This window comes from Bradyrhizobium sp. LCT2 (assembly GCF_009931255.1).
Lineage (GTDB): Bacteria > Pseudomonadota > Alphaproteobacteria > Rhizobiales > Xanthobacteraceae > Bradyrhizobium > Bradyrhizobium diazoefficiens.
Window position 1 is genome coordinate 390,461 of record NZ_CP034432.1, and the last position, 26,866, is coordinate 417,326.

Consider the following 26,866-nt stretch of genomic DNA (forward strand, 5'->3'; position numbering starts at 1 on the left):
TGGGGGCGTCGAGAAAAAATCATTTTGAGCGATGGATTGCAATATGACGGACGCTCTAGCTAAAGTCGAGCCGTTAGATCGAAAATAGTCATTGCCTGGATGGAGAGCGAGTGATGGGAAATCGATTTCCTTTCTCGAAGAGTTGGATTTTCCTGGTACTAGTTTTCACAATTTTTGCTTCGGACGCTTGGGCTTGGGGTGAGGAAGGTCATTCGATCGTCGCTGAGATCGCTCAACGGCGGCTCTCTCAGAACGCGGCCGAGGCGATAACCCAAATCCTTCGGGCCAGTCCTAACGCGACGCCATATTCGACTCCGTCGCTCGCATCGATCTCAACGTGGGCCGACGAGGTTCGCTACGACGGCGCGAAGCCGAACGGGACCTACAACTGGCACTTCGTCGACATTCCAAGGCAGGATACGCATTACGATTCCGCGACGGAATGTCCGAAGGAAAAACCTGAGCAAGGCGACTGCGTCATCAATGAGTTGTCCCGTTTGAGGAACGAGTTGCGTTGCACTGCCGGCGATCAGCAACTTCGCGCCCTCAAATTCGCCGTCCACTTCGTAGGCGACATACACCAGCCTTTCCACACGATCTGGGAGAATATAGGCGGCAACGGGATTACGTTCACGACCGATAAACTGCAGTTCAAGGGAAAGACGTGCTCGGCCGATAAGTGTTCGACGCCGCCGGACAATCTCCACAAAATGTGGGACACAACTCTGATCCGCGCGATGGAGTACAATTGGCCGACCTTCGTCGATGACCTGGAATCGGGCTGGCTGACAACCGATGCAGCCAAGAACGACCGCAAGGACGATCCGGTCGCGTGGGCCGAGGACGCCCACAATGCGGCGATCGCCTTCAACGTCTGGGTTGATGCTGGTGCCACCCTCGATCAGGCCTACTATGATCGAGTGACTCCGCTTGTTAGCCAACAACTAGGCTTCGCCGGCATACGGCTTGCAAGGTATCTGAACGATGTCTTCAGCTCTTCGCAGTGTCCTTATGCGCCACGACAGTGACGCCGCGCGGCAACTGGCCTTCGGGAGATCAACATGTCGGAAGCCCCTAGTGGTTCATCACAGTGATTATGACTCTTTGGCGGTGGCTGGATAGGCGCGGCCGAGTTTGGTGCGGGCTTTTTCTGTTGTGAACATCCATTTGATGCGGGCTCGGGTTTTATTCCGCCTCTTTTGCCATGCTGCGATCTCGTTTCGGAGCCTTTTGGGATCGTCGATGCGGCGGCCGAGACACTGACGCTGTAGCACGCTGATCTCGCACTCGACCATATTGAGCCAACTGGCGTGCTTCGGGGTGAAGTGGAATTCGAGGCGGCGCAGGATGCGCCGGGCCTCGGCGGGCGCGAAGGCCTCATACAGCGCCCCAGGCTTGTGGATCGACAAATTGTCCTGCACGACACGGATGCAGGCGGCGTCGGGATAATGGACGTCGACGAGATCACGCATGCAGTGGGCGTAGTCCACGGCGGCGCGGCGGTCGGTGACCTTGACGTTGCGCCAGCCCCGATGTGGATCGAAGGTGACGAAGAGATTGGCGGTGCCGTTGCGGCGATACTCGTAATCGTAGCGCTCGCGCTGTCCCGGTTGGGCCGGGACCGGCTGGCGCACCTCGCCGATCAGCTGGATGGGGGTCTCGTCGAAGCAGACCAGCGGCCGGGCGGGATTCTGCGTCTCGGCGTAGAGGTCGAGCACGTCCTCCATGCGGGCAACGTATTCGCCGTCGACATGGGGAATGCACCACATGTCCCTGCGCCACGGCTTGAGGTCGTTCTCGGCCAGCCGGCGACGCACGGTCTCGCCCGACAGGCTGTTGTGATCGGTGAGCTTGACCATCGTGTCGGCCAGCAGCGTCAGCGTCCAGCGTTTGCAGCCAGCGGGCGGCTTGGCGCATGCGGTCGCCACCAGCAGGGCTTCCTCCTTGCCGGTCAGCTTGCGCTCAGCGCCCGGACGCGGCTCCTCGCTCAGGGCCCGCTCCATATTGCCTTCCACGAAGCGGCGCCTGGTCCGGCCGACGGTGGAGAGGCTGACACTCACGGTCCGGGCAATCTCCTCGTCGCGGCAGCCTCCATCGGCCGCCAGCAAAATCTGCGCCCGCTTAAGCTTGCGGGCGGCGTGCTTGCCGCCGCCGAGCATCGCCGTCAGTTCGTCGCGCTCGGCTTGGCTCAATTCGACCCGATAACGTACATTCATGCTTTGCCTCCTTGTCGGAGGCCGGGACGAATCCAACGATGAGTCAAAAATCAGGCGCGCGCTTCACCGAGAAGCAGGGTTATTACCTGGCCTTCATCCATACCTACGCCCATATGTTCGGACGTCCCCCCGCCGAAGCCGACATCCAGCGCCACTTCCGCGTCAGCCCGCCTTCGGTCCATCAGATGATCGTCACCCTCGAACGAAACGGCTTCATCCGACGTCAACCCGGCGTCCCCAGAAGCATCGAAATCCTCGTGCCACCGGAAAGCTTGCCGATCCTCGAATGGCTCGGTATCAAAACGTCAAAATCACTGTGATGAACCACTAGCTGCGATACGCCAACGGAATTGACTTCGCTGGGACAGCGGCTGCCCCGGCTTGCCGAGGCTTTGGGGAGATCAGGCGACATCAGTATTGTCGCCATCGGTTCATCCTCGACCTTCGGCGAAGGAGCAAGCCCCGGCAACGGGTACGTGGACAAGCTGGCGACAGCGCTCGCTGGCCGTTTTCCGGGTCGCAAGATCAATATGCACAACGCCGGCGTAAACGGCGATGAAGCGCCAAATGAAGCCGCACGGTTCAAGAAGGAAGTTATCTCGTTGAATCCAAGCTTGGTGATTTGGCAGGTCGGCACCAATGCTGCCTGGAAAGACTATTTTCTAGACGATGTCGGAGCGGCCATTATCCGTGGCATCGATCATCTGTCAGAAGCCAAAGCCGACCTCGTCCTGATGAACCCTCAATATGCACCTGCGTTGCTCCAAAAAGACGAGACGCCGACGGCCGCCACGCAAGAGATGCTGCGTATCATTGAAACCATCGCCGCCGAGCATGATGTCGCGCTCTTCCGCCGGTTCGAAATCATGCGCTACTGGCATATCAAACGCGGTATCCCGATCAACCAGATGATCAGTAATTTCGACGGAAATTGGCTGCATCAGAATGATTGGAGCTACAACTGCATAGCTCAAGCCCTCTGTGACGGCTTGGCCGAAGCGGCTGTCCCAGACTAAGCCAAAGGCAGCGGTAAAGGACGGCACCGCTCCTCCATTCGCGAATCTCCACCGCGGCTGAATTTTTACCCACGCGGCAAGAGATCATCGGACGATCAAGCGGCTACCCATCGATCGGCTTACTCTCCTGAATATCGTCCGGGATCTCCTGTCGCAGCTTCGGCCCTTGATTGAGCCGTCGGCCGAGCGCCGCAACGAAATTATCATAGCGCGCTCCGGCCTGTGCCCTTGCTGCTTTGGCGGCCGGTTCGGGGAGCGGCGGTGTTATCGTGAGCCAGAAGCGGATGAAGAGAGCGATAGTCTCCACCGAAATCCCCACGTCCCGCTCAAGGCGCGCGATTCGTCGATCGATCTGATCGAGCCGCTTGGCTATGGCGGCTTCACGCCGTTCGTCAGCGTCCGGCGACAGAAAGGAAGCGATCGCGGCTTCGGCGATGAGCGACAGCGACTGCTCGCGCCGGGTGGCATAAGCCGACAGCGCCTTCATGACGTCCTGATCGAGATAGACCGACATCTGGGCTTTTTTCTTGGGCGCGGCCATGCCTGCCTCACAATCCGAGATCGTCGCCGGGATCGAGCGAGGCCTGCCGCGCGACGCCCTGCATCATGTCGTTCATGCGCCTGATCCGCGGGGCATCTTCATCGAGCTCATCGGCGAGGTCGGCCGTGAACTCGTTGTCGAGTGGTTCCTTCTTCTTCACCGTGTCTCGATCGAGTTCCGGCTGCCGCCGCCGGTCGGCGGTCTTTGGATCTTCGTCGTCCGTCTGATCGTCGGTGGACGCCTCCAATGCCGTTGGGTGCGGCGGCAGTGGCCTCGAACTCCAATCGTCCGGCCGCCCGCCATTGGGCTTGGTCAGCGTCGGCGGCGCGATGATGCGTTCCTGGAAGCGCGCGTCCTCGTAATAGCGCGCCTTCTTCGCCCGAATCGGATGGAGGCCCGACATCATGACGATCTCATCTGATTGCGAGAGCTGCATCATCTCGCCGGGCGTCAGCAGCGGGCGGGCGGTCTCCGACCGCGACACCATCAGGTGGCCCAGCCAAGGTGCCAGCCGGCTGCCGGCATAGTTCTTCATCGCTTTCATCTCGGTCGCGGTACCAAGCGCGTCGCTCACCCGCTTCGCGGTCCGCTCGTCGTTGGTTGCGAAGCTGACCCGGACGTGACAGTTGTCGAGGATCGAGTTGTTGGGCCCGTAGGCCTTTTCGATCTGGTTCAGGGACTGGGCGATCAGGAAGCTCTTGATGCCGTAACCCGCCATGAAGGCCAGCGCAGACTCGAAGAAGTCGAGCCGGCCGAGCGCGGGGAATTCGTCGAGCATCAGGAGGAGCCGACGCCGGCCGGCCTTGGCCTGAAGATCCTCGGTCAAGCGGCGGCCGATCTGGTTGAGGATGAGGCGGATCAGCGGCTTGGTGCGGTTGATGTCCGACGGCGGCACCACGAGGTACAGCGTGGTCGGCCCGTCCCCGCCGACGATGTCGGTGATGCGCCAGTCGCAGCGCCGTGTGACCTCCGCCACCACAGGATCTCGGTAGAGCCCCAGGAACGACATGGCGGTACTCAAGACGCCGGAGCGCTCGTTACCGGATTTGTTCAGCAACTCGCGCGCAGCGGACGCGACCACTGGATGGACGCCGGCCTCGCCGAGATGCGCCGTCCGCATCATGGCGGCGAGCGTCGTCTCGATCGGCCGCTTCGGATCGGACAGGAAAGCTGCGACGCCGGCAAGCGTCTTGTCTTCCTCGGCATAGAGGACGTGGAGAATCGCGCCGACCAGGAGCGCGTGACTGGTTTTTTCCCAGTGGTTCCGCTTCTCGAGGCTGCCCTCCGGGTCCACCAGGATGTCGGCGATGTTCTGGACGTCGCGCACCTCCCACTCGCCACGGCGGACCTCCAACAGCGGATTGTAGGCCGAGGACTTTGGGTTGGTCGGGTCAAACAGGAGCACCCGTCCATGCTGGGTCCTAAAGCCGGCGGTGAGCTGCCAGTTCTCCCCCTTGATGTCGTGGACGATCGCCGAGCCCGGCCAAGTCAGCAGCGAAGGGATGACGAGGCCGACGCCCTTGCCACTCCGGGTCGGCGCAAAGCACAGGACATGCTCCGGCCCATCATGGCGAAGATAGGCGCGCTCGAACCGGCCGAGCACGACGCCGTCGGGCCCGAGTAATCCGGCCTGCTCGATCTCCCTTGCCTCAGCCCACCGCGCCGAGCCATAGGTCTCGGCATTCTTGACTTCCCGGGCGCGCCAGACCGACATGCCAATCGCGCCGGCCGCGGCGATGATGCCGCCAGATGCGGCGATGTAGCCGCCCTCAATGAAGATTGAGGGCGCATAGGCATCGTAGGCATACCACCACCAGAAGAAAGCGGGCGGGAGATAGAACGGAAAATGGAGCAGCTCGAACCAGGGCTGCCCGAGCTGCGGCTGGAAGCCGAGCCGCCAAGCCGTCCATTCCGTCGCGGTCCAGATCGTCAGCAGGACGATCGCGAAGACCGTGATGACCTGCCCCCAGAGAATCCTGGTCGCGGACATGGCGGCCGTCCTTTCCTGACGTCGGTGATTGGAGGGATCGCTCACAGGCCGAGCCCCCGGTTGCGTCCGAAACCCCAATCGATGCCGCCGTCTTCGCGGGCGACGCCGGAGACATGCCGGCCGAGCTGCTTTTCCAGTGAGGGCGTCCAGGGCACGAGCTGGAAACCCAGTCCGTTGTCGATCATGGCGAAGCGGCCGGAGGCGAGCGCGAAGCGCTGCTGATAGGTGCCGGAGACATATTCTCCGGCGCCCGACGGATTGAACGGCTGGCCGGTCTCGGCGGCGAGCTTCTTGCCGAGATCTTCTAACTCCCGGCGGCGGAGCGTGCCGATGACATTCTTCGCGAATACCAGTCCACGCGCCTGTCGTTCGGCGAGACCCTGCCCGATGAGCTGCTCGGCCCGCCGTTGCATGGCTTCGCGGACCTCGGCGCCGAAGCCGGCCTGACCGAGCGCCACAGGGTCGCGCGCGACGGCCTGGCGATCGAGCCATGTCGCGCCGTTCGCTGTCACCTGCGCTTCGATCGACAGATCGGAGCGGACGGCGAGCGCGACTCGACGCCGGCCTTGTGTGTCTTCGAATTTGCGCAGCTCAACAACCGAACCCGGCGCACTATCGCCGGCCGCGTCGAGATCGGGCAGCCTGATGTGGTGGGTGCGGCCATCGACGCCGTCGACCACGGCATAGGCGGTCGCCTTGAGTTCGTCGTCGAGACCGCGATCGACGAGGCGCCCGATGATGGGGACGTCCAGGCTTTCACCCGATAGCACGTAGCTCGCGGTCCCCCGCTCGATGCCGCGTTCAGTCAGGCTGCGGTGGATGCGCTTGATGATGTCGCCGCGTTCACCGAGCTCACGCAAGGTCGTCTCGGCGGCCTCGTCCATCACCCATTGGCCCGGCCCGATCTGATGAGCGAGCCCGAGGCTTTCCAAGCGCCGCAGGCGGCCGACCTTGAGCGCATGGAACTGATCAGGCGGTGCGGCCGGATTGGGTGCAAGGTCGATGACGCCATGCCGGTCTGCATCGCGAACAAGCTGGCGGTCGAGCTGTGTCCAGCGTTCGGCTTCGACCTGGCGCTCAAGCGACTGGCGGATGTCGAGATCGGAGCGCAGTCCGAGTTCCTGCGTAACCCGGTCCTGGGCGCGGGCACGCATCCCCTCCTGGATGTAGTCGCGGGAGATGACGAGGTCCTGGCCGTCTTGGGCGACGCCACGTACGATGATGTGGACGTGCGGGTGCTGGGTGTTCCAGTGATCGACCCCCACCCAGTCGAGTTTGGTGCCGAGATCCACTTCCATCTGACCGACCAGCTCGCGGGTGAACCCCTTGAGGTCGGCCATATCGGGCGCATCTTCGGGCGAGACGATGAAGCGGAAATGGTGGCGGTCATTGTGACAGCGCTCGGCGAAGGCCTTGGGATCGGCATCCTCGGTGTCCGGGCCGAACAGGTGGGCCTTCTCCCCGTCCCGGGTGACGCCGTCTCGCCGGAGATAGCCGAGATGCGCAGCGAGCGGTGCCGACCTGGCCCTATGCCGGACAACACGTGTCTTGATCGTCACCAGCCGCGAGCGGCCGGTGAGCAGACGGTTCGCCCGCACGCTGGCGACACGCCCCCGGCCGAAACGCGAATGACGGGGGCTGACGAGATGACCGGCTCGCGAAATGCCGCCGCCGGCGCGCTGAGCGGCAGCAAGTGCCTGGGCAATGAAGGGCTTGGCCCGCTGGCTCCGCGAGGAGCGGATGCGGCCAGGCCGCGGCTGAAATTCCTTCTCCTCAGCCATTGCCAACCTCGGCAATGTGCGAAACGTCTAATCCCCACAATGCGTTGATGGTTAGGCGCACATTGTGCGCAGCAGCTGCACATTGCTGGGTCAGTAAGAAAATGAAGCAATAACAACCGACCGCCCGAGCCGCACATTGCGGCCTTTTATCTCGCCCTCCTTCGGTCGTTGTCGTGGTCCCCCGGTCGCTGGTACCCAAGGCCCAGCTTCCAAGCCAACAGCCTCTCGGTACTCCCGGCGATTTGCGACAAAATGCAGTTCGGGTCATTGCGGTGAATCTGCTAATAACGCCTGCCCGAACACGTCGGCTGATGGCCGATTCATTGCGAAAGAGCCGCCGCGACTTGGCAGTTGACTTGCGAAGCCGCCACCGTTTGCGAGCGAAGCGAGCGTTTGCGATAGCGATCGTTACCCGAAGGGCCGAGACACCCGTAGGGTGGCTCGGTGAGGAGCGAAGCGACGAGTAGAGCGCGGGCCGAAGGCATCGCCCGTATGCCCTCAGCACGTTATTGTCGCACTCCTCCGCGAACTCTTGCCCACGTGAGCGAGGGTCGTTTAGTAGCAAACCCGAAAGTCTTAGCGATGATCGTGTTACAGCGTTTCGAATGCAAACCGAATGTCCGTTACGGGGCGCCAGCTTGCGCCAATCTGAGCGCCGATGTTGATGATGCCGTGCCATCATTGCGATCGTCCCGTTGTCGAGAGCGCGACGAACAAGCCTTCCGACTGCGGCGCAATCGCAGACAGATCATGCACCGGAACTGCAGCCGGACTGTCGTGCGCCGGCCGATCGACTGTCACTCGCGCGGCGGACGACGGACCGTCAACGTTGACGAAAAACAGCGGCGCCCGCGTCCAGGATGAACGAAAAGAGGCCGCGAGGAGAAGAGGTCCTGGTGCCCCTTCCGCATCGACAAAAGGGACGATCGCCGCGACATAGGCTACGGTCTCGGCAGGCAGTGGACGATGTCTATCGCGAAACGCCTCGTAGCGGCCCGGCCCTGCATTGTAGGCCGCAAGGAAGCCCGGCGAGCCGTAGCGGTCGTGCAACTCGCGAAGAAAGGCGGCACCCGCGAAAATGTTATCCCGGGGATCGAAGGGATCGCGCCCGAGACCGTAGCGCGCACGCAGGTCCGCCCAGGTGTTGGGCATGAGCTGCATCAGACCGAGCGCGCCTTTGGGTGAGACGGCACGCCGATCCCCGTTGCTTTCCACCCGCATGACGGCACGAATCCATGCAGTCGGAATGCCAAAGCGCTGCGCGGCCTCTGCAACATGAGCTGCGTAGTGATCGGTCGCCGCTTGACTTTGCGCCGACGCTCTCTGCCCGGACACTGCTGCCGTTGGCCCGCCAATCACCAGCAGGCCGGTAAGGAGGAGAACGGCAAGGCCCGCCGAGGCTCCGCCATCACGGCGCGGCGTCGTACTGCCTACCGGCGGTGTGCACGGACCTCCGGTTCGACCACCGCTGTGCGCGGCGGCCAGCCGACGGTTGCGCGGACCGGAGGGATGAGACGGCTTTGCGCGCAAGGGGATCGAGCTTCGATGCGCCTTGTCGGCGGCGTGCGTGACGGGACCCTGCATGCATCAATCCCGCTCGGCGCGCTGCGGCAGACGATTCCAGTTCAGCGTCCAAGCCGACTTGTCGTCGCCCGACTGGAAGAGATTGGCGCGGATCGGCCGCGGCAGCGCTGGATCGTCGATGATGAGCGAAACGTACTCACCGGCCTTCTCGCCGGTACGTTTCCAGCCAGCGCCGATCTCCGGGCCGTCGGCATCGCCGAGGCGGATGCGGTAGTCCGGCGCGTTCTCGGCATCCGAGGATTCGGCCGGAACGAGGGTTAGAATCCGCTCGAAGAAAAGCGTTTCAACGCGTCCGGTGAAGCCGGACTTGTCGCGGGTGAACTGGCCGATTTGTGCCATGGGAAACCTCCTGGTTGGCAGGTTGAGAAACGGCTAATGCGTCGCGGCGCGCCAGACGAAGCGACCGTCGGCGGCCTCGTTGGTCCAAAGCGGGACTGCAGACGCGACGATGGAGCTGACCGGCAGTAAGCCGAAGTAGCGACCATCCAGGCTGTCCGGGGCAGTCGGGTTCATGAGGAAGACCTCGTCAGACCGCAGGATGTAGCAGCCGCTCCAACGCGGCAGCGGTCTGCCGAGATGGTCGCGATCGCGCGCGGCGCCGACTTCGACGACGTCGACAGTGATGGTGTCGCCGGACCGACATACGGTCTGCCCAGGCAGCGCCATCACGTGCTTCAGCATCGGCACGCCTTTCGGGAGAAAGCCACTATCTGCGAGGACGTTCGCGATGGGCTCTGGCAGCCGCACCACGACCAGTTCGAGGGCATGCAGCCGTCCTACAGGATGCAGCGCGTAGAGCCCTATCGGCGTGCTCGCGGTAGCATTCCAGATCAGTCGTGTTGCCGGATGAACGAACACCAAGACACCGGCGACCAGCGCCGCAATATACGTCAGCATGAGATAGCCGAAGCGGGTCATGGCGTGGCGCTCCGGCGCTTGAGCCAGGCGACGTGCTGCTCGCGCGTGTAGGCGCGCGGCACGTGGTCGGCGGCGAGACGGTTGTGGAGATGACGCCAATATTCGGGGGCAGCGTCGGCCGGATCGATGGCGAGCGCCTCGATGGCGTCGACCGCCTGCAACACGCGCTCGACCTTCGGCCAGCTATCGACGCGCAGTAGTATCTCGCCGCCGGGCCGGACGAACGGCAGCGTCTGATAGCGCTGGCCCGCCTCCACGGCGCGCACGATGTCCATGCGCGATACCACGGTGCCGTAGTCGTTCGAGGCCCAGCGGACGAAGCCGAAGATGCTGCCTGTCGCAAAACTTGAAACGCTGCGGCGGCGGTCGAGGATCTTCTCCTCCGCGCGACGGCCGAAGCGCAGCCAGTGCTCGATCCGCTTCTCGATCCAGGTCAGTTCGACATGGGTGAGCGCGACCCCGCGCCGATGCGAAGCCGACACGGTACGCGGCGGCAAGGCCTCATTGTCATTCATGACGGCTCTCCGGTATCTATGGGAAACTCTCGCGCCAGCAATTCGCGCAGCATGTCGGCGACCGTGACGCCGCGCTGGAATGCTGCGACCTTGATGCGCCCACGCAGTGCCGGCGCGATGTCGATGGTCAGACGCGCGGTAAATCCAGTCGCGTCATCGGTGCAACGCTGCGGTGCCTCACTGGCCTTGATCCAGCTCTCGGCATCGCCGGGACGCGAGACGAAGCCCCGTTTGGGGGAGCGCTCGCTCATGGCGCGAACCTCGCAACTTCAGCGGCGAGCGCGGCAATCTCGCGGGCGGCGGCATTCTGCTCGGCGAGCTCGAAGACGAGCCGGCCCGACTGCGCGGCGTCAGCGAAGACGACGCGTTGGCCGATGGTGCTGGCGAGCACCGGTGGGTCGTGATCAGCAAGAACCTCAGCCGTCTCCCGCGCGATAATCGTGCGCGCACCACAACGGTTGAGCACAAAGCGTGCGGCAAGCTGCGGACGATAGATGCGAGCCTCGCGCAGCAGATCGAGCATCTCGGCCGACGCCCAGCCGTCGAACGGCGAGGGTTGCACGGGGATCAGCACCAGGTCGGCCGCCAGCAGCGCCGAACGCATCAAGCCAGCGACGCGCGGCGGTCCGTCAATGACGACATGATCGGCCGTGCGCGCGATCTCCGGCGCTTCGCGGTGGAGCGTATCGCGCGCAAGGCCAACGACGCCGAATAGCCGCGCAACGTTCTCCCGCGCGCGCTGCTGCGACCAGTCCAATGCGGACCCTTGGGGATCAGCATCGATCAGCGTCACGCGCCTTCCGCGTAGCGCCCACTCTCCGGCGAGGTGCAGGGCAAGCGTGGTCTTGCCGACACCGCCCTTCTGGTTGAGCACGGCAACAATCATCGCTTGCCTCCCGGCTTGCGGTCGAGAAGCGGCGAGGATTGTCGGCTTGGGTGCTTGGTTGGCGGCTCAGCGCTCGCGTCCTGGTTATCCGCAGGACGCACGGACCCACTACAATAGTTAGAGTCTAAGTTAGATTCTAAGTTAAGGGCTGGGATCGTCGTTTCCGGCCAAAGCGTTAGCTGTGGTTTGCACTCCCGAAATCCCGATACGGGCACGCCCGAAGTCCCGATAGCGCGAACGCCCGAAGTCCCGAGATGATTCACAGCGCCATCCACTGGTGCTGTGAATGACTTACCTGGCAGGATGCGCAGCAGTTCTTGGCGCTCCCTACGTTCGATGCTCAGGCGGTAGCCTGGCAGCGGTTGACGGGCGGCGATCCGGCGAAGATCAAAGGCGAAGTCAGCGGGCTTGGCGAGGCTGCCGGATTTCTCGTGGAGGTGTGCGAACTCAAACAGCCACCCTCTCGGCTGGCGGCCGGCATGCTTACGAGCGACGCGGTAAAGCCAACGCTCGATACCGCCAGTCAGGCTGAAGTAGGCCGGGTCAATCGTGAGAACGAGCGAGCGATCGATGACACCGCGGTAGAACCAGTCAGGAAGAACAAACTCCATGCCCTCCACGCGGCCATCGCGCCGCGCGCACTCCTCCCATTCGTTGATCCACGAGAATTGATGGCGCCGCCAATGCTCGCCCTGCCGGATGCTGGTGCGGATGACGGTCGCCTGCAGACGGCTCAGCGCCCCCTTCAACAACTTGTAGTCCCGCGCGCCCGTCTGCCGACCGACTGCGATCAGGAGTTGGTAGGGCGTAAAGCGCAGGAAGCGCGAGGTCTTCAGACCGAGGTTCTCAGCCTCAACGATCTGGCTCGCCGCCCAAATCAGTACGTCGGCATCCCAGATGGTCGCCATGCCGTGCTCAGGAACTGCATAGACTTCGACACGCACATCGCCGGCCTGATAAAGGATCGGGCGCGTGCGCTTGACCTTGGCGAGCGAGAAGAATGGTCGCTCCATCAGATCGCGCTGATCGCGCGGGCTGGCATCGCCCGTGGCGATGACGAACGGATCGAGCTTGCTTCGCTCGCTGGGCGTGATGAGGCGGCGCGACGACATGGGCGAGCGTTGCCTTTAGCGATGCGCGTTGCCGGCGGCGCGCGCCTCGACGTAGCGCGGATCCGACGTCGAGCTGCAAGCGGCCTGATCAGCCCAGGCTTCGAGATCGCCGATGGCATAGACAACGCGGCCACCGAGCTTGCGGAAGGTCGGACCGTTGCCGTGACAGCGATACTTCTCAAGCGTACGCGGCGAGAGGCCAAGGAGGCGCGCAGCCTCCGGGGTGCGCACGTAGCGTGTGGTGAGCTGCGCAGTTCGGTCGAGCATGGGAGATCTCCGTCTTGCCTTGAAGCGCCGCAGCCAAGTCGCGGCTTGTCGGGGCCAGAGTGGCGGAGAGCTTTGGCGTTGGGGGTGGACGAAAATTCGCGTTTGATTGTGTCCCCCCACAGCCGCAACCGGGCGAAGCCCGGCGTTGCCAACGCGGCTTGGATTGGCTCATCAGGGCGAATGGATTGGAGAGACCGAAATACCGGTCAGAGGCCGCGCAGGAGTTTCAGATAGCCGCGCTCGACCAGGGCTATCGAATCATGAATGAGCCGGTTCGCCTTACGGCGGGCGTGCGAATCCTTCCACTCGACTGAACGACGCTGGGCGTGGTCGGAGGCAAGCACCTTCGCTGCCACGTCCCGCGGGCCGCCGCCCCGGGCGTGGACGTCGAAGGCGTGAAGGAGCTGAATCAATCGCCGTTTCTGGAACGCGGTGAGGCGCAGAGCCGCCGGCAGAAGACCAGTGCGCTGGCCGGCAAGGCGGCGCGCGAAGTGCAGCGCCACGTCGGCCCGCAGTTCGCCCATGCTGTCGAGTGGCAGAAGCACAGCGGGACGTTGCGCGGCCTGTTCGTCGCGCAAACGGACATGAAGTTCATCTGCGCCCTCCGCAATCACCAGAGCGCGCCCGTCAGCATCGGACAGTTCGAGCAGCGACTGCCCGAAAGCGACGTCATCAACCGAACGGGGAGTATCGAAGCCCAGCGGCGCCGGCTCCAGGATCAATGTTCCCGGTGAGGCCTCGGGGAGCCAGATGGCCGGCTCTGGCCCTACCGGAGAGACTGGGTCATGGGCGACACCGCAACCTCCAACGACGCGCGAAACTCATTCGGATGGTTTCGGGATCGGAGGCGCCGCGCGCAATCCGGCGCTCAGTGCGGGCGAAGTCGCGGCGGTAGTCAGCGTTGCGGCGAAGGAATTCGAGGGCAAAGCCCGGGCGCTCAAGGCGATTCAGGCGTTCAATGGTCTCCGGCGAGCGCCAGTACTGGGTCGGCATGGTCTGTCTTCTCGTCTTTTTGTTCTGTGCCCCACGCCACGATCCGTAAAGACGGCACAAGAGACTAGACCCGCAGGTTGCATCACGCGCGATCGCAATTTGCGTGATTGGGGCGCAACTCACTGCATCTGCGGTTGCAACAACTGCTGATATCCGGCGTCCACCATCCATCGCGCGCGGGCGAGATGGCTGTCATGGACGAATTTGGCGCGATCCGGCTCTCGCGCAGGGTCGAGACCGAAGATCACGTGCACCACTTCACGCCAGTCGGCCCCCTCTTCTTCGGCCATCAACAATCGGACATAGATTGCAAGATGTTTCTCGTCGTAAGCGTTCACGCGATCGGTTTTTGGTGGCCGGTCTTGAAATGGCGCTTCGTTCATTGCAATTGCCCCTCAGCATCGATGCAGCGATTAGAATTCATCTAAGCTCCGGAACTTTGCAAGTTGGGAAATCGTCACACGCGATTTGTGCCGTGATGCGCAGACCGCATCACGGCGCCCCCCGAAGTGGCACACTGGGCCCAAGCCAGAACATATGAATAGCATGGCGCCGCACGAATCGGAACGATCGTTCCTGGAACGATCGTGCTGATGTGAGTTCCCATGTCGCCATGGATCTCAAGGAGGTCATGGCGATCAATCTGCGTCGGATACGTCATGTGAAGAAAATGACGCAGGAAGAGTTGGCCGATGGCGCCGGACTGAGTGTCCGTTACGTCGGCGCCATTGAACGCGCTGACGTGTCGGCCAGCGTGACCGTTCTTGGCCGAATCGCGGAGGCGCTCGGCGTCGAAGCAGCCGATCTGATTAAACGAACGACGGTTCGTCCTCACCGCGCGCGATAGCGCGAGAAGTTTGTACTCCTTCGCAGCGCTGGCACGTTGTGAATCAACTCCATACTGCTTCACGCATAAGTTGATAGGCGGCTTTACGTTAATCTGGTCCTCTTTCCGGGAACGTTGCGTGGGTCCAGGGACGGAACGGCATGCTGGGCGAGTTGGAGTAGACTTTATGACCCTGTATGAGCACCTGCCAGCCGACATCCGCGAAGTCGTGGACGTTTACGTCGGGGACCTCAGGCCCCAGCCTTGGCGAACTCGCTTCCTCTTGCTGATTGATCTCCTTCAAGAGAAATTGGAGACTGGGGCCGCCGCTGAGCAGTGGCGTCTGCTTCAACAGTGGACCGGCATAGTGACGGCGATCTTGGAACACTTGTCGCCTGACAGTTCGGTCGTCGAATGTTTGGGGTTGATGAGCATCAGCTTCAACGACCAATGGCGCGCTCAGGCGCTCGGCCAGATCGAGCGGGATCCGACGGTACTGGATCGTCTCGTCGCTATCTGCCCCGACTGGGGAGACATCGTCGAAACCGTCGTGGAGGCCAATCAAGGACGGCCGATCAAATCGGCACGCACTCGCTAATCGGAATCTATTTCGACCCTCCCCGCTTCCGCCGGCACGGCTAACGAAGTGCCTTCGCGACTCTTGACCGCTGCGATGCCTCGCCCGGACCATCCGGGCGAGGCATTGTGGGCCGGGTCAGTCGCCGTTGCGGCGGCTAGGGCGGGACCAGATCAAGCTAAAGCCCTCGCCGTCCTCGTCGTCGAAGAGGTTGGCGAAGATCGGAGCGGTGAAGCTCGGATCGTCGAGCTTGAGGCTCAGGTAGTCGCGGCCCTCGTTGGAGCGCTTGGACCAGCCGGCCCCGATCTCGACGCGTCCGACGTAGACCCGGTGGCTCGGTCCGTTCTCGCCGGAGCGGTTGGTTTCGGGGACGATGCGGACGTTCCTGGCCTGGAGCGAGAGAGTGACGATTTCGCCGGTGAACTCGTTCGAGCCGGCCTTCTTGAAGGTGCCGATGGTCGCCATGATAGTTCTCCTTGATCTCTGTCTTTCGAGCCCGCACCTTGCGGCCTCGATGGTGATCGACAGGCCGGAGGCGATCGACGGCGCACCCCGCAGGGGCCGAAGCGCCAGCGGAGGATGGCAGCAGAACGACTTTCTTGTTTCGCGAGGAATGGCGGCGCAGCCGGCAGGGGAAGAAAGTCGATCGGCGCCGTTGCGCCATAGGCGGTCGAGGCTTTAGCCGTCCTTCGGCCAGATCCACCCATCGGAGAGGCCGTTCGGTGCGCTCGATCTAAGCAGAGCTGACATCAAGGAGAACGTGGCGACGGTCGCGCTGCCTTCGGCGACCGGCAAGACGTTCCACGGCGGATAAAACTCTCTATGTGAGAAGGACGAGAAAGGCGTCGCCACGACGACCCTCCCCGAGACGCACTGCTCATCCCGGGCTTGTTGGTCACGTTCACCCCGAGTTCGCCGTGGGCCCGCCATTGCACCGATGGGCGGATCAACATGAGCGTTTGCTTCCGATCAGGGCCTCACCGCGCTCATCGTCCCACTCACAGTCGTGGCAAGAGACGCATGTCGCGAAAGCCTGATCTGGCCAAACCACTGCTGCTGTGAGGGCTGTCAGCCCTACGCCATGCCGCGCCCGCTTGGCCCCGGCGTTGTCATCGCCGTGAAGCGGACGCACGCCGTGATGCTCACGGCAACGGCGCCAAGGACCGAGAAGATCAACTGCCAAGTCGCGGACTGAATCGCCATTTGCGCGATCCCGTACGTGGCGCTGTATCCCGCGACCGTGGCCGGAGCGACGAAGAGGATGATGATCAGCACACGAAGCCATGTCCACGGTAGGAAGGTCAGGGCGAGCCGGCCGACCCAGAAGGTCGCGCCGCCAGCAACCAGGCCAACGAGAATGCCGCCGAGGGCGCCGGCGCCGGAATGAAAGGCTCCCATGGCCACGGTGAGGCCGACAAAGAATGGCAACGCGAAGACGGCAAGCGTGAACAGTAGCCAGCAGAAGAAGCCGATGCCGACAATGACGAGGAGTGGTCCGAGAGCGAACATGGTGGTGGTCTCCGTGAGATAGACAAAGGTCTAACGGTCGCGCCTTCCACCACCACCACCGCGGCGCAGCTGACAGCATAGCCGCAAATGGTGGCGGCCAGCGAGCAGAAATCCGATAGGACCTCAGCTCACAGGCCAACGATCTACAGCGCCCCTTCGTCATTGGAAGGGATCGAATTCGTGAATCACCGCGGCAGGATCGCCGTCGTATTCGGCAGCGGGCATCACGCCGTATCCGCCGATGCCGGTACGGAAGATGACGACGCAGACCATGAGAGTGGTGGCGAGGTTCCAGGCGTTGGCGAAGGCAAGGGCTTGAGACATCGGTCCGGCTCCTGTTTTGAGGCGGGGACCATCCCCGCGCGACAGGCGCCCGATGTGTCCGGGCGTGGGCCGCAATCACCGCGCAGGCGAAGACGTAGCGGCGGCACGCTTCAGCGTAAGCCGACCCCTTGCGGGTTGATGGCGTCAGGCCTGCGGCCGGACCAAGGATCAGCGCCAAAGCAGCGGGGTGGTGTTCGCCGGACAGGAGTCCGGCTGTCGGCCTGCGTGGCTCTCGGTGGAATATCCAGGTGCGGCAGCTTGATCGCGTCTACGCCTGAGGCCCATGCCGGAAACGCGAGAACCTGGTTCCAGCACTCCAGAATGCGTGGCTAGCGATGCGATGCACAGATTGTGACGTTCGATAGAAGCAAAGCGTAATCGGACATCCACTCGCTGAGCATCATCGGTGATCACCGCGGCAAAAGGGACCTACGATTTGAGAGGCTTGCCCTGATATTATCTATCGAGGAATTGCGATTCTTACGGTAGCTGACCTCCCGCCTACGTCAGCAGGCCGGAGATCGTCATGAACATTCGAGGCTCAACAGGAAGAACGAGGATGCCAGGCATGGGAGAAATCAATATCCCCCGCGATCAACAAGATGCCCTCGCGGCGATTGATACCATCGAGGCGGACAGGCTTATCGACCAAGCGATCCGCGAGGAACGATTGGGTGATCTACACCGCCTCCCTCTCGCGAACTGCGGCCCCTACGTCGCGAGAAAACTTCACTATTTTGAACGGGCCTTGACGAAACACCGTGAGGCCAAGGCGCCGCGAAAGCGCGCGGAAACAGAACACACCCTCCGACGAGCCGGCAGTGATTTGTCCTTCGCGGTCGAGGCCATGAAGCGCCGCATGGATACGGAACAGAAGGACGGACAGCTCTTCTATATCGATGATCAGATCGTGCCGCCTTACCACTTCGATAGACGCCTGAGTGTCAGAGTGAGCTATCGGTGGCGTCGGACCGTTGATGACGAGTGGACTTTGGGCAGCATTACGTTTGTCTATGACGAAGATTTGCGTCCCGACTATACGGCTCCTGTCCCCAAGCGAAAGCCGAACGCCGCCAAACAGGAACAGGATCGGCAGACCGAGTTGTATGAAACATGGCAACATCTGATGAGAGGCGCGCTCTATTCGGTCAGGGACTATTTCAGGGAAGGCGGTGACGGAGATAAGATCCCGCAGACATTTGAGGCGACGATGGATGCGCATACGCGCGGATTGAACAATTACAGCACTCAGTTCTGGCGCCAGCCCGCCTAATTTGCGAGGCGAATGACCTCGCCTTGGCGTCGTTCCCACCACCTACGAGCCGCCTAATTTTTGCTCGTTCAGGCCTGCACAAATTGCTTAGAGATTCGCGAGGAGAAGAGCGGGTGAGCGGTAACACCGATCTCGAAAGCAGAGTTGTTGCAGCGATACGACAATATCGCGAGGCGCTCACACGAGTGGAAAACCTAGAACGAGAGGACTCTTGCGCGCACCGAGCGCTTATGAACACGCTCGTTGGCTTGGATCGTGCCATGCGAGGCGAAGTGGCCGCGCATCTCAAGGACGGCCTGTTTGAGACTGGCACGGCAGTAGTTGCGCGGTCCGACGATGCGCAGAACGCCCTGGTGGAGGCGACTGCGCAATTGGAGTCTGCCCGCCTAACTTTGGCCGCCCTGGAACGGCAATTAGGATACATCCCAGAGGTTGCGATGGGAACGGATCGCGAATAGACACGGGCAGCGTGTCTGAACAGACGACCCGTCCCGGAGTGTTGGATAGCGTTGCAACCCACTGCTTGGCGCCACCGTGCTAGCGGTTGGCCTGTAGGGGCGATGGATGGGAAGTTACTGTGAGATCTATTTCGACAGGACCGAAGTCTGTGGCGCGAAGTCCGTTGTTCCCGATCATTTCTGCGCGCTATTCCAGGAAAGCGACCGGGTCGTCAGGCCGTCGCGCGATGAAGATGAGGAAAGTCCCGAGGTCGTCTACGAGGCGCCCCGAGCGGTCGTCCTGTCACGCTTGGACCTCTTGGGCTGCACGACCACTGTAGCACGGGAACGGCTGGAGGCTTGGCTCGCAACGACGCGCGAGACTTGGGACGAATACTGCGCCGATGGCGATTGGGCAGAGAAAACGACGACCGCGCTGCGCTCATTCTCGGTCGAGGATTGGTATCGGCGGGCGCCCGAGGTACTCGCGACGCTCTACACGCGCGAGGAGGCGACAGACGAGATCGATCGTCACATGCGTGATCGCGATGGCGAGGGCTGGCTTTGGTTCGACGGCTACGGATCCCTGATGAGCCTTCGGGCTTTGTTGGATGCCTGCGCCGAAGTGCAGTGCGTCACTCTCGACGTTACGGCGCTGATCGGCGGCGGGTGGATCGAGCCGGGCGCCAAGATCTGCGACGAGAAGAGGGCTTCCGCTCCCCTTGACCCCCGTCCTCTGGCAACGACGGTCATCCTTGCCGAGGGTAGTTCGGACATTCGGATCTTGCAGCGTTCGCTCGCGGGTCTGTTTCCCGAGCTGCAAGATTACTTTTCGTTCTTCAACCATGCCGAGCTCAGCGTGGACGGCGGCGCTGCTTACCTCGTGAAGTTCCTAAAGGCATTCGCGGCGGCTCGGGCGCCGCTTCGACTAGTTGCCGTGTTCGATAATGATACGGCGGGACGTCAGGCGCATCGGCAGGCGAACACCTTGGGCTTACCAGACAACATGGTGGCGGTCACACTCCCCGACACGGAGCTTGCACGCAGCTACCCAACTATTGGTCCCCAAGGTGAGCATGTCGTCGACGTCAATGGCAAGGCCGCCAGTATCGAGCTTTATCTAGGCCGTGCTTCCTTGATGGCGGGTAGCGGGTTCAGAAGAGTGCGGTGGAGCGGCTTCAATTCTACCGCCCAAGCGTATCAGGGCGAGATTGAGGGTAAGGCTGAGGTGGAAGCTTCATTCCTCCGCGCCGTGGCAAATTGTTCAAGCCCGGCCGAGGCGCGGGCCGCGTTCCCCGAGTTGGTGGAGGTGTGGACGATGATCTTTTCAGCCGTCGAGAAGGCCGCCGAGGTGGCAGAGCGAAAGTTGCACGGTCGCGTAGCTTGAGTGGGGTCAACGGAAAATTTGCGGCAGCGCTCACGCGCCGCCGAATTTCCAGACCGGGATTCCGAGCTTTTTCGCCTTGTCGGCGAGGTTGTCCTGAATGCCGGTGCCAGGGAAGTGCATGACCCCGATCGGCAGTTCCTGGAGCATCGTGTCGTTGCGCTTGAAGGGAGCGGCCTTGGCGTGCTTCGTCCAGTCCGGTTTGAAGGCGATCTGCGGGACCTTGCGATTGTCGGCCCACTTGGCGGCGATCAGCTCGGCGCCCTTGGGCGATCCGCCGTGTAGCAACACCATGTCCGCATGCTTGGCGTGCACCTGGTCAAGTTTGGCCCAGACTAGCCGGTGATCGTTGAAGTCGAGACCGCCGGTCAGCGCGACCTTTGGGCCGAGCGGCAGGAACACCTGATTATCCGCGCGCTTCTTAGCGGCCAGGAAATCGCGGCTGTCGATCATGGCGGACGTCAGATTGCGGTGGTTGACCTTCGACCCGTTGCGCGGGCGCCAGGCGGAATGGGTGTGGCGTTCGAACTCGTCGGCGGCATGGTCGCGCATCAGCTCGAGAGCGTTGCGTCGCTCGATCAGCGTCTGCCCTTCCGCTGTCAGTCGCTCCAGATCGACGGATTTGACCTCGCTGCCGTCCTGCTCCCGCTGCGAGCGCTGCTGCGCCAGTTCGTTGTCGTCGAGCTCGCGCTCGATCCTGTCGATGGCGCGATGGAAGAGGTTGACCGTCGACCAGAGCAGGTCCTCGAGGTCGGGTTCAAGACGAGTATCGGACAGCGCCGCCACCAGGGCATCGAAGATGTCGGCGATGCTGCCGGCGAGGATTTGTGCTTCGGGGAGCTTGCGGGGATCGGGCTCATCGTGGAAGGGACGGTAGCCATAGAGCTGGAGTTCCTGGAGGACGTGATCGGTTGGGGATGAGCTCTGCTGCGGCTCGAAATCGTTGTCGTGGTCGGTGGTCATTGCGGCTTTCCCTCGCTGGAATCGACCGCGCCCAGCGCGGCCTTCATGGCGACGAAAGCGGCAGGCGGAACGGACTTGCACCCGCAGCGCAGCGAAGGGCCGGAGCTGAGCGGAGGACCGAAGGCGGCCGACTATTTTGCCTCGCGATGTAAAGGCGGCTCTGCCGCCGACGGAAAATAGTCGGCCCACGAGGTTGCCGGTCCGGGCCGTTTGCCGCCCGATCGCCCTCTTAAGAAGGCCGTGGGTGCGGTCCTCTCCGGCGCCGAGGGGAAGCAGGACCACCGACCCCGCAGAGACGAGGCGTCGCATCACCCTCATCCCGTTCCGGCTATGCCGCCAACTCCATAAAGCGCGCGACGTCCTGCGCCGCGATCTGCACGCGGCTCGCGGCCCGAAGCGCGTCAAATCCGAGCAGGCGAAGATCCTCGTTGAAGTCGCCAAGCCGAGGCGAGATCACGATCGCCTCGATCCCGGCCTCCTGCGCCCGATCGGTCAAAGTGGCCATGGCACCGTCACCAGCAGGATCGTCGTCGCGAGCGATGTAGAGCCGGCGGAGCGTATCCGGGAAGAGAAAGGCGGAGAGATGCGCCGCCGAGAGGGCTGCGACCATCGGCATTGCCGGCAGCACGCTGCGGAGCGACAGCATCGTCTCAATGCCCTCGCCGGCCGCCATGACCTCACCGGCTAGGCCAAATCGAACGGCGTGACCAAGCAGGTCGCCCATCGCCCGTTTCGGCGTGTCGATCCGCGCCTTGCCGAGCGTCGTCTCGCAGAAGCCGTCGGGGTCAAGCCAGGTGCGATGCGCGCCGGTCAGGTGGCCGGAGAGATCGGTGACGGCGGCGATCATCGCCGGCCAGGTCTCGGTCGAGCTGTGGTCGTCGGGCCGGTAGTAGCAACGCGGGTGAAAACGCAGACTTCCGGTTTCGTGCAAAGCCGCAATGCCGCGATTGCGGAGATACGCTTCGACGAGTGTGCCCGCGATCGACTGCGACATGCCGAAGAGTCGCCGCGCCGTCTCTGGCGATCCGAGGGGCACGGCCGATTTTCTCGACCGGCGATTCGGCTCAGGCTCCAGTTCTGGTCGCGGCAGACTGAGAAAACGTCGTGCCTCATTGACGACTTCGCGAAAGTCAGTGAAACCGCAGCTCTCGCGGATCACGTCGAGGAGATCGCCATGTTCGGCCGAGGCGGCATCGGTCCATTTGCCCGCGGGTCCCTTCGCCGATTCCTTGAGCCGGACGAACATCGAGCGACCGGGCGTATTTCGGACGTCGCCCACCGTCCAATATCGGCCCTGGCGCCGCCCGTTGGACAGGTAATGGCGGCACACGGCCTCGGCGTCACGCGCAAGACGGCGGGCCAGTTCGGAGGCGTTGTCGCGGGCCATCAGGCGGCCTCCCGCTCGCCGATGCGCACGATCGGATAGTGGTCGAGCACCTTTGCCAACACGGCGGCGCCGGTCGCATCTGATGGCACGAACATGCGCAGCTTCCACGAGATGATTTCGCTGAAGAGGCCGTATGCGCGCAACCGGTCACGCATCGTATCGGTGAAGCCGGACAGTTCGATGCGATGGGCGCCCATCACGCGGACACGACGCAGTTGCAGATCCTCGGCGAGGTCGAGCACGGCGTGCCCCTCCATCAGCGCCGAGAACGCTTCGTGTGGCGTCAAGCTGCAGGTGCCGGTCGCGCAAGCGTTCGCCGCCCAGGCTGCCGAGACCCTGCGGCCGATGATGCGCTCGCCATCATCGGCCTGAAGCCGATAGACCCGAGTCGACTCGTTCGGAAGCCGCTTCCAGATCGGCAGCAGCAGGCCGGCGACGATGTTGAGGGTGCTTTCGGCGAACTCGGGCACGTCGACGACTTCGCCGTTCCATGCTGCGGTGAATGTCTCGCGATCCGCAGGCTGCCAGTGGCTCTCGTCCATCATCTTCACTGAAGCATGATGGTGCTCCATGGGGCGGATCAGCCGCACGCGGCGTTCGATCTCGCCGTCATCGAGCATGAGGCTCGGCGCGGGAATCTGCACCGCGGCGCGCCCCGAGCGCTCGTTGACCAGCAGCACCGCCCGAGGATCGGCGAGATAATCGAGCGCTTCATCCAGCGTCACGGGTCGATTGCGCCGGCGTTCGGTGATCGTGAGCAGCCGGGTTTCCGCGCCGGTCGCGGGGTGCGTGTAGATCGAGCGCCGATCGGTGACGACGAAGCTCTCGGCCTGGAGTGTCTCAAGGCCGACATCGTAGACGCCGCTGGCGATGGCGCCCTCGACCTTGGCGTTCAGCAACTGCTCGAAGGCTGTGAACAGCACACCTTGCAGGTCGATGGTCAGCGCGAGCAGCCGGTTCAGGAACGTGGTGATCGGCGGCAGTTCGTCCCTGATGCCGTTCGCATCCATGAGCTTCAAGCCCGTGGTGTCTTCGAACATCTGGAGCGAGCAACTCTCCACCCTGCCGCGCACGAGCAGCAGATAGAGCTGGCGCAGCGCATCTCGGGCGTAGTGGCTCTCAAGATTGTCCTCGGGCCGGAACAGGCCCTGGCCGCCGGTCTGGCGCTGGCCGCGCGTGATGGCGCCCAGCGTGTCGAGCCGTCGCGCAATGGTCGAGAGGAACCGCTTCTCCGCCTTCACGTCGGTCGCAATGGGGCGGAACAGGGGTGGCTGCGCCTGATTAGTGCGGTTCGTCCGGCCGAGCCCCTGGATCGCGGCATCAGCTTTCCAACCCGGCTCGAGCAAATAATGAACCCGAAGCCGGCGATTCCGCGCCGAGAGTTCGGCGTGGTAGCTGCGGCCCGTGCCGCCGGCTTCCGAGAAGACGAGGATGCGCTTCATGTCATCCATGAAGGCGGCGGTCTCGGCCAGATTGGCCGAGGCGGCCCGGTTCTCGACGGCAAGGCGGTCACCCCTGCGCACCACGCGGCGCGAACGTCCGGTCACTTCCGCCACGAGGTCCGTGCCGAAACGCTGCACGATCTGGTCGAGCGCGCCGGGAACGGGCGGAAGTGACGCGAGGCGCTCGATGAGCTCGTTGCGGCGGGCGACGGCTTCCCGACTCTCGACGGGCTGACCGTCGCGAAAGGCGGGTCGAGACGAGAGATTGCCTTCGGCGTCGGTGAAGGGCTCATAGAGCTGCACCGGGAAGGAATGGGCGAGGTAATCCAGCACGTACTCGCGCGGCGTGATGTCTACGCGGACATCGTTCCATTCCTCAGGTGCGATCTCGGCGAGCCGCCGTTCCATCAACGCCTCGCCGGTCGACACGATCTGGATGACGGCGGCATGGCCCTCGGTCAGGTCCCGCTCGATCGAGCGGACCAGGGTCGGCGTCTTCATGCTGGTGAGCAGATGGCCGAAGAAGCGCTGCTTGGCCGACTCGAAGGCAGAGCGTGCGGCCGACTTAGCCTGACGATTGAGCGTGCCGGTCTCGCCGGTGATGTTGGCGGCCTGCATCGCCGCGTCGAGGTGATTGTGGATGACGCTGAAGGCGCCGGCATAGGCGTCGTAGATGCGCCGCTGCTCGACAGTAAGCTGGTGCTCAACGAGCTCGTATTCGACGCCGTCGTAGGAAAGCGAGCGAGCAGTGTAGAGGCCGAGCGAGCGAAGGTCGCGGGAGAGCACCTCCATCGCCGCAACGCCGCCCTCCTCGATCGCCTCAACGAACTCTGCGCGCGTGGCAAACGGGAAGTCGTCGCCGCCCCAGAGGCCGAGGCGCTGGGCGTAGGCGAGATTGTGGACGGTGGTGGCGCCGGTCGCCGAGACATAGACGACGCGGGCATTGGGCAGCGCATGCTGCAGGCGCAAGCCCGCACGGCCCTGCTGCGAGGGCGCGACATCGCCGCGCTCGCTCTTGCCGCCACCGGCATTTTGCATGGCATGGCTCTCGTCGAAAATGATGACGCCGTCGAAGTCGGAGCCCAACCATTGAACAATCTGGCGGACGCGCGAAAGCTTCTCGCCGCGGTCGTCGGACCGCAGCGTAGCGTAGGTTAAAAATAGGACGCCTTCGGCCAAGGGGATCTCGTACCCTTGAGGGAAGCGCGAGAGCGGCGTGACCAGCAGACGCTCCATGCCGAGCGCCGACCAGTCGCGTTGCGCGTCCTCGAGCAGCTTGTCGGACTTCGATATCCAGACCGCCTTGCACAGGCCCTGCAGCCAGTTGTCGAGAATGATGCCGGCAGATTGGCGGCCCTTGCCGGCGCCGGTGCCATCGCCGAGCATGAAGCCTCGACGGAAGCGGACGGCGTTAGGTGCGTCATCGCGCGCGGCGGTGACGAGGTCGAAGGTCTCGTCCACCGTCCAGGCGCCGGCGAGATAACTACCGTGCGCCTCACCGGCATAGATGACCGTCTCAAGCTGGGCATCGGACAGGATGCCGTCGCTAACGAGATTGGCCGGCAGGCGTGGCCGATAGCTTGGCTTCGGCGGCGCGACCGAGGCCATCGCGGCCGACTGCACCAGCTTGGTCGGGTGCGCCTGCGCGCCGGGGATCCGGATCGATTGGAGCCGGTATTCCTCGTAGATGGCGTCGCTGAGGCGCGCGCCCTCGGGCGGCGTCCAATCGATCGTCTCATAGGCAAGGTCGACGGCTTCGGGATCGGCGACCGACGCCTTAGCCGACTGTGCGGCGGCTCGCACGAGATAGCCGCGCACGGTGCGAGGCGCTGACGAGGTTGACATCGGAAGTGCGCCAGTCGAGGCGACTGGCAAGCGAGCTGGAACGTGCTCGCCGATCCACCGGAGCAGCGTCGCGACGTTGGGCGCCACTCCCGGCGACTTCGGGAATGCGTTCGGGTGATCGGCCGGCACCTTGTCGATGACAGTCAGGCGCGTCTCAATCGTGGTGCCATGCTTGGCATAGACGGGGCCAGCGATTGCGGCGGTGAACACGACCCGGCCGCGTTCCTGCAACCGGACGAAAGCGTCGCGCCAGGCTGAGTCTTCGGGTGAGAAGTTGGCGCCGGTGACCGTGACCAGCCGGCCGCCGTCGGCGAGACGCGCCAGGGCCGAGGCGATGTGACGGTACGCCGTGTCGGCCATCCGGCCGGAAACGTTCGCCATCGCCGAGAACGGCGGGTTCATCAGCACGACGCTCGGGACGACGGCGGGATCGAGGTGATCATCGATTTGAGCCGCGTCGAAGCGCGTGACGGAAATGGCCGGAAAGAGGGACGAGAGCAACACGGCGCGGGTCTCGGCCAGTTCGTTCAGCACGAGACCGCTGCCGGCGATCTCGGCGAAGATGGCGAGCAGCCCAGTGCCTGCGGACGGCTCGAGCACGCGATCCGCCGCCGTGAGGGCGGCCGCGGTCAGTCCAGCCAGGCCGAGCGGGATCGGCGTCGAGAACTGCTGGAAAGTCTCGCTCTCGGCAGAGCGGCGCGTGTGCGTCGGCAGAAGCCCCGCGATCTTGTCCAGAGCGGAAAGTCGTAAAGCCGGCGAGTCGGCTTTGCGGAAGAGCGCCTTTCCGTATTTGCGCAGGAACAGGACGGTGGCGGCCTCACAGGCGTCGTATGCCAACTTCCAATCCCAGGCACCGGTCGCATCGGATGCGCCGAAGGCCGCTTCCATGGCGGCGCGTAGAATTGCGGCGTCGATGCGTCGGCCACGCTCGAGATGCGGCAGGAGTTGCTCCGCCGCAGCGATGACGATGCTGGCATCCTCGGGAGCGCGGACAGGCGAGATCGGCGCGGCCTGTTCGGCCGCGATCGGAGAAAAGTCATTCATGACAGAAAACTCGGGAGAGCGGGAACGGGTGAGCCG

General features: G+C 63.3%; 29 protein-coding genes. 8 read left to right on the forward strand and 21 right to left on the reverse strand.

The genetic code is table 11. The annotated features are described in order from the left end of the window. The first annotated feature begins 113 nt into the window (after positions 1-113). Positions 114-1,028 carry a S1/P1 nuclease gene (locus EI171_RS02630; RefSeq protein WP_161532520.1) on the forward strand — a complete coding sequence of 305 codons (915 nt, stop codon included), beginning with the start codon at positions 114-116 and terminating at the stop codon, positions 1,026-1,028. A gap of 66 nt (positions 1,029-1,094) precedes the next feature. On the opposite strand, the gene EI171_RS02635 is transcribed toward EI171_RS02630, so the two are convergent. Beyond that, a complete protein-coding gene (locus EI171_RS02635) occupies positions 1,095-2,216 on the reverse strand; it encodes an IS630 family transposase (protein WP_161532241.1) in 1,122 nt (373 codons plus the stop codon). A gap of 38 nt (positions 2,217-2,254) precedes the next feature. Here EI171_RS02635 and EI171_RS02640 point away from each other — a divergent pair, with 38 nt between their 5' ends. Together EI171_RS02640 and EI171_RS02645 are read left to right on the forward strand one after the other, a co-directional pair. Beyond that, positions 2,255-2,536: a LexA family transcriptional regulator gene (locus EI171_RS02640; protein WP_126262178.1), complete on the forward strand. Its 282-nt coding sequence runs from the start codon at positions 2,255-2,257 to the stop codon at positions 2,534-2,536. 30 nt (positions 2,537-2,566) lie between these two features. Continuing rightward, complete coding sequence (locus EI171_RS02645) at positions 2,567-3,232, forward strand: GDSL-type esterase/lipase family protein (RefSeq protein ID WP_161532521.1); 666 nt, start codon at positions 2,567-2,569, stop codon at positions 3,230-3,232. Between the two features lie 103 nt (positions 3,233-3,335). Here EI171_RS02645 and EI171_RS02650 read toward each other — a convergent pair whose 3' ends face one another. The 14 genes from EI171_RS02650 to EI171_RS02715 all read right to left on the reverse strand — a co-directional run bounded on the left by EI171_RS02650 (position 3,336) and on the right by EI171_RS02715 (position 14,202). After that, a complete protein-coding gene (locus tag EI171_RS02650) occupies positions 3,336-3,773 on the reverse strand; it encodes a CopG family transcriptional regulator (RefSeq protein WP_161532522.1) in 438 nt (145 codons plus the stop codon). A gap of 7 nt (positions 3,774-3,780) precedes the next feature. Continuing rightward, positions 3,781-5,763 (reverse strand): conjugal transfer protein TraG, encoded by a 1,983-nt coding sequence (locus EI171_RS02655; RefSeq protein WP_161532523.1) that lies wholly within the window; start codon positions 5,761-5,763, stop codon positions 3,781-3,783. Positions 5,764-5,804: 41 nt separating this feature from the next. After that, positions 5,805-7,544 carry a VirD2 family relaxase/mobilization nuclease gene (locus EI171_RS02660; protein WP_161532524.1) on the reverse strand — a complete coding sequence of 580 codons (1,740 nt, stop codon included), beginning with the start codon at positions 7,542-7,544 and terminating at the stop codon, positions 5,805-5,807. Between the two features lie 678 nt (positions 7,545-8,222). Next, a complete protein-coding gene (locus EI171_RS02665; protein ID WP_246740440.1) occupies positions 8,223-9,128 on the reverse strand; it encodes a lytic transglycosylase domain-containing protein in 906 nt (301 codons plus the stop codon). Between the two features lie 3 nt (positions 9,129-9,131). Further along, a complete protein-coding gene (locus EI171_RS02670; protein ID WP_157343582.1) occupies positions 9,132-9,467 on the reverse strand; it encodes a DUF736 domain-containing protein in 336 nt (111 codons plus the stop codon). A 33-nt stretch (positions 9,468-9,500) separates the two neighbouring features. Beyond that, a complete protein-coding gene (locus EI171_RS02675; RefSeq protein ID WP_161532525.1) occupies positions 9,501-10,046 on the reverse strand; it encodes a S26 family signal peptidase in 546 nt (181 codons plus the stop codon). After that, the gene (locus EI171_RS02680) at positions 10,043-10,561 is read right to left on the reverse strand and encodes a DUF2840 domain-containing protein (protein ID WP_161532526.1); all 519 of its coding nucleotides are present in this window, start codon (positions 10,559-10,561) and stop codon (positions 10,043-10,045) included. Before EI171_RS02680 ends, EI171_RS02675 begins: the two co-directional genes overlap by 4 nt. Next, positions 10,558-10,812: a hypothetical protein gene (locus EI171_RS02685; RefSeq protein ID WP_161532527.1), complete on the reverse strand. Its 255-nt coding sequence runs from the start codon at positions 10,810-10,812 to the stop codon at positions 10,558-10,560. Before EI171_RS02685 ends, EI171_RS02680 begins: the two co-directional genes overlap by 4 nt. Beyond that, positions 10,809-11,447 carry a ParA family partition ATPase gene (parA, locus tag EI171_RS02690; protein ID WP_161532528.1) on the reverse strand — a complete coding sequence of 213 codons (639 nt, stop codon included), beginning with the start codon at positions 11,445-11,447 and terminating at the stop codon, positions 10,809-10,811. Before parA ends, EI171_RS02685 begins: the two co-directional genes overlap by 4 nt. Next, positions 11,444-12,559 carry a replication initiator protein A gene (locus tag EI171_RS02695; RefSeq protein WP_161532529.1) on the reverse strand — a complete coding sequence of 372 codons (1,116 nt, stop codon included), beginning with the start codon at positions 12,557-12,559 and terminating at the stop codon, positions 11,444-11,446. The genes parA and EI171_RS02695 overlap by 4 nt, the downstream gene beginning before the upstream one ends. A 15-nt stretch (positions 12,560-12,574) precedes the next feature. Further along, the gene (locus EI171_RS02700) at positions 12,575-12,826 is read right to left on the reverse strand and encodes an AlpA family transcriptional regulator (RefSeq protein ID WP_148750764.1); all 252 of its coding nucleotides are present in this window, start codon (positions 12,824-12,826) and stop codon (positions 12,575-12,577) included. 206 nt (positions 12,827-13,032) lie between these two features. Continuing rightward, entirely contained in the window at positions 13,033-13,548 is a 516-nt protein-coding gene (locus tag EI171_RS02705) for a DUF2285 domain-containing protein (RefSeq protein ID WP_161532530.1), read from the reverse strand. A 61-nt stretch (positions 13,549-13,609) separates the two neighbouring features. Next, positions 13,610-13,819: a transcriptional regulator domain-containing protein gene (locus EI171_RS02710; protein ID WP_161532531.1), complete on the reverse strand. Its 210-nt coding sequence runs from the start codon at positions 13,817-13,819 to the stop codon at positions 13,610-13,612. 119 nt (positions 13,820-13,938) lie between these two features. After that, a complete protein-coding gene (locus EI171_RS02715; RefSeq protein WP_161532532.1) occupies positions 13,939-14,202 on the reverse strand; it encodes a DUF2285 domain-containing protein in 264 nt (87 codons plus the stop codon). Positions 14,203-14,432: 230 nt separating this feature from the next. Here EI171_RS02715 and EI171_RS02720 point away from each other — a divergent pair, with 230 nt between their 5' ends. Together EI171_RS02720 and EI171_RS02725 are read left to right on the forward strand one after the other, a co-directional pair. After that, the gene (locus tag EI171_RS02720; protein ID WP_161532533.1) at positions 14,433-14,666 is read left to right on the forward strand and encodes a helix-turn-helix domain-containing protein; all 234 of its coding nucleotides are present in this window, start codon (positions 14,433-14,435) and stop codon (positions 14,664-14,666) included. 166 nt (positions 14,667-14,832) lie between these two features. Beyond that, the gene (locus EI171_RS02725) at positions 14,833-15,243 is read left to right on the forward strand and encodes a hypothetical protein (protein WP_161532534.1); all 411 of its coding nucleotides are present in this window, start codon (positions 14,833-14,835) and stop codon (positions 15,241-15,243) included. Positions 15,244-15,360: 117 nt separating this feature from the next. Here EI171_RS02725 and EI171_RS02730 read toward each other — a convergent pair whose 3' ends face one another. The 3 genes from EI171_RS02730 to EI171_RS44580 form a co-directional block, all read right to left on the reverse strand. After that, on the reverse strand, positions 15,361-15,687 hold the full coding sequence (locus EI171_RS02730) for a DUF736 domain-containing protein (protein ID WP_161532535.1): 327 nt from the start codon (positions 15,685-15,687) through the stop codon (positions 15,361-15,363). A gap of 609 nt (positions 15,688-16,296) precedes the next feature. Next, on the reverse strand, positions 16,297-16,731 hold the full coding sequence (locus EI171_RS02735; protein ID WP_161532536.1) for a hypothetical protein: 435 nt from the start codon (positions 16,729-16,731) through the stop codon (positions 16,297-16,299). A 159-nt stretch (positions 16,732-16,890) separates the two neighbouring features. After that, entirely contained in the window at positions 16,891-17,055 is a 165-nt protein-coding gene (locus EI171_RS44580; RefSeq protein WP_202633098.1) for a hypothetical protein, read from the reverse strand. A gap of 568 nt (positions 17,056-17,623) precedes the next feature. Between EI171_RS44580 and EI171_RS02740 the strand changes: the two genes are divergently transcribed. The 3 genes from EI171_RS02740 to EI171_RS02750 all read left to right on the forward strand — a co-directional run bounded on the left by EI171_RS02740 (position 17,624) and on the right by EI171_RS02750 (position 20,152). Beyond that, the gene (locus tag EI171_RS02740) at positions 17,624-18,328 is read left to right on the forward strand and encodes a hypothetical protein (RefSeq protein WP_161532537.1); all 705 of its coding nucleotides are present in this window, start codon (positions 17,624-17,626) and stop codon (positions 18,326-18,328) included. Between the two features lie 113 nt (positions 18,329-18,441). After that, positions 18,442-18,786: a hypothetical protein gene (locus EI171_RS02745; protein ID WP_161532538.1), complete on the forward strand. Its 345-nt coding sequence runs from the start codon at positions 18,442-18,444 to the stop codon at positions 18,784-18,786. Positions 18,787-18,892: 106 nt separating this feature from the next. After that, positions 18,893-20,152 carry a HEPN/Toprim-associated domain-containing protein gene (locus tag EI171_RS02750; protein WP_161532539.1) on the forward strand — a complete coding sequence of 420 codons (1,260 nt, stop codon included), beginning with the start codon at positions 18,893-18,895 and terminating at the stop codon, positions 20,150-20,152. A 30-nt stretch (positions 20,153-20,182) separates the two neighbouring features. Here EI171_RS02750 and EI171_RS02755 read toward each other — a convergent pair whose 3' ends face one another. The 3 genes from EI171_RS02755 to EI171_RS02765 all read right to left on the reverse strand — a co-directional run bounded on the left by EI171_RS02755 (position 20,183) and on the right by EI171_RS02765 (position 26,830). Next, positions 20,183-21,112 carry a DUF2493 domain-containing protein gene (locus EI171_RS02755; RefSeq protein ID WP_161532540.1) on the reverse strand — a complete coding sequence of 310 codons (930 nt, stop codon included), beginning with the start codon at positions 21,110-21,112 and terminating at the stop codon, positions 20,183-20,185. A gap of 328 nt (positions 21,113-21,440) precedes the next feature. After that, positions 21,441-22,499 carry a toprim domain-containing protein gene (locus EI171_RS02760; protein WP_161532541.1) on the reverse strand — a complete coding sequence of 353 codons (1,059 nt, stop codon included), beginning with the start codon at positions 22,497-22,499 and terminating at the stop codon, positions 21,441-21,443. Continuing rightward, complete coding sequence (locus tag EI171_RS02765) at positions 22,499-26,830, reverse strand: strawberry notch family protein (RefSeq protein WP_161532542.1); 4,332 nt, start codon at positions 26,828-26,830, stop codon at positions 22,499-22,501. Before EI171_RS02765 ends, EI171_RS02760 begins: the two co-directional genes overlap by 1 nt. Between the last annotated feature and the right edge of the window lie 36 nt (positions 26,831-26,866).

Excerpts from the sequence above, each read along its gene's own strand:
- EI171_RS02630 (WP_161532520.1), top strand. The coding sequence starts at position 114 with ATGGGAAATCGATTTCCTTTCTCGAAGAGTTGGATTTTCCTGGTACTA.
- EI171_RS02635 (WP_161532241.1), bottom strand. The coding sequence starts at position 2,216 with ATGAATGTACGTTATCGGGTCGAATTGAGCCAAGCCGAGCGCGACGAA.
- EI171_RS02640 (WP_126262178.1), top strand. The coding sequence starts at position 2,255 with ATGAGTCAAAAATCAGGCGCGCGCTTCACCGAGAAGCAGGGTTATTAC.
- EI171_RS02650 (WP_161532522.1), bottom strand. The coding sequence starts at position 3,773 with ATGGCCGCGCCCAAGAAAAAAGCCCAGATGTCGGTCTATCTCGATCAG.
- EI171_RS02655 (WP_161532523.1), bottom strand. The coding sequence starts at position 5,763 with ATGTCCGCGACCAGGATTCTCTGGGGGCAGGTCATCACGGTCTTCGCG.
- EI171_RS02660 (WP_161532524.1), bottom strand. The coding sequence starts at position 7,544 with ATGGCTGAGGAGAAGGAATTTCAGCCGCGGCCTGGCCGCATCCGCTCC.
- EI171_RS02665 (WP_246740440.1), bottom strand. The coding sequence starts at position 9,128 with ATGCAGGGTCCCGTCACGCACGCCGCCGACAAGGCGCATCGAAGCTCG.
- EI171_RS02670 (WP_157343582.1), bottom strand. The coding sequence starts at position 9,467 with ATGGCACAAATCGGCCAGTTCACCCGCGACAAGTCCGGCTTCACCGGA.
- EI171_RS02675 (WP_161532525.1), bottom strand. The coding sequence starts at position 10,046 with ATGACCCGCTTCGGCTATCTCATGCTGACGTATATTGCGGCGCTGGTC.
- EI171_RS02680 (WP_161532526.1), bottom strand. The coding sequence starts at position 10,561 with ATGAATGACAATGAGGCCTTGCCGCCGCGTACCGTGTCGGCTTCGCAT.
- EI171_RS02685 (WP_161532527.1), bottom strand. The coding sequence starts at position 10,812 with ATGAGCGAGCGCTCCCCCAAACGGGGCTTCGTCTCGCGTCCCGGCGAT.
- parA (WP_161532528.1), bottom strand. The coding sequence starts at position 11,447 with ATGATTGTTGCCGTGCTCAACCAGAAGGGCGGTGTCGGCAAGACCACG.
- EI171_RS02695 (WP_161532529.1), bottom strand. The coding sequence starts at position 12,559 with ATGTCGTCGCGCCGCCTCATCACGCCCAGCGAGCGAAGCAAGCTCGAT.
- EI171_RS02700 (WP_148750764.1), bottom strand. The coding sequence starts at position 12,826 with ATGCTCGACCGAACTGCGCAGCTCACCACACGCTACGTGCGCACCCCG.
- EI171_RS02710 (WP_161532531.1), bottom strand. The coding sequence starts at position 13,819 with ATGCCGACCCAGTACTGGCGCTCGCCGGAGACCATTGAACGCCTGAAT.
- EI171_RS02715 (WP_161532532.1), bottom strand. The coding sequence starts at position 14,202 with ATGAACGAAGCGCCATTTCAAGACCGGCCACCAAAAACCGATCGCGTG.
- EI171_RS02720 (WP_161532533.1), top strand. The coding sequence starts at position 14,433 with ATGGATCTCAAGGAGGTCATGGCGATCAATCTGCGTCGGATACGTCAT.
- EI171_RS02725 (WP_161532534.1), top strand. The coding sequence starts at position 14,833 with ATGACCCTGTATGAGCACCTGCCAGCCGACATCCGCGAAGTCGTGGAC.
- EI171_RS02730 (WP_161532535.1), bottom strand. The coding sequence starts at position 15,687 with ATGGCGACCATCGGCACCTTCAAGAAGGCCGGCTCGAACGAGTTCACC.
- EI171_RS02735 (WP_161532536.1), bottom strand. The coding sequence starts at position 16,731 with ATGTTCGCTCTCGGACCACTCCTCGTCATTGTCGGCATCGGCTTCTTC.
- EI171_RS44580 (WP_202633098.1), bottom strand. The coding sequence starts at position 17,055 with ATGTCTCAAGCCCTTGCCTTCGCCAACGCCTGGAACCTCGCCACCACT.
- EI171_RS02740 (WP_161532537.1), top strand. The coding sequence starts at position 17,624 with ATGGGAGAAATCAATATCCCCCGCGATCAACAAGATGCCCTCGCGGCG.
- EI171_RS02750 (WP_161532539.1), top strand. The coding sequence starts at position 18,893 with ATGGGAAGTTACTGTGAGATCTATTTCGACAGGACCGAAGTCTGTGGC.
- EI171_RS02755 (WP_161532540.1), bottom strand. The coding sequence starts at position 21,112 with ATGACCACCGACCACGACAACGATTTCGAGCCGCAGCAGAGCTCATCC.
- EI171_RS02760 (WP_161532541.1), bottom strand. The coding sequence starts at position 22,499 with ATGGCCCGCGACAACGCCTCCGAACTGGCCCGCCGTCTTGCGCGTGAC.
- EI171_RS02765 (WP_161532542.1), bottom strand. The coding sequence starts at position 26,830 with ATGAATGACTTTTCTCCGATCGCGGCCGAACAGGCCGCGCCGATCTCG.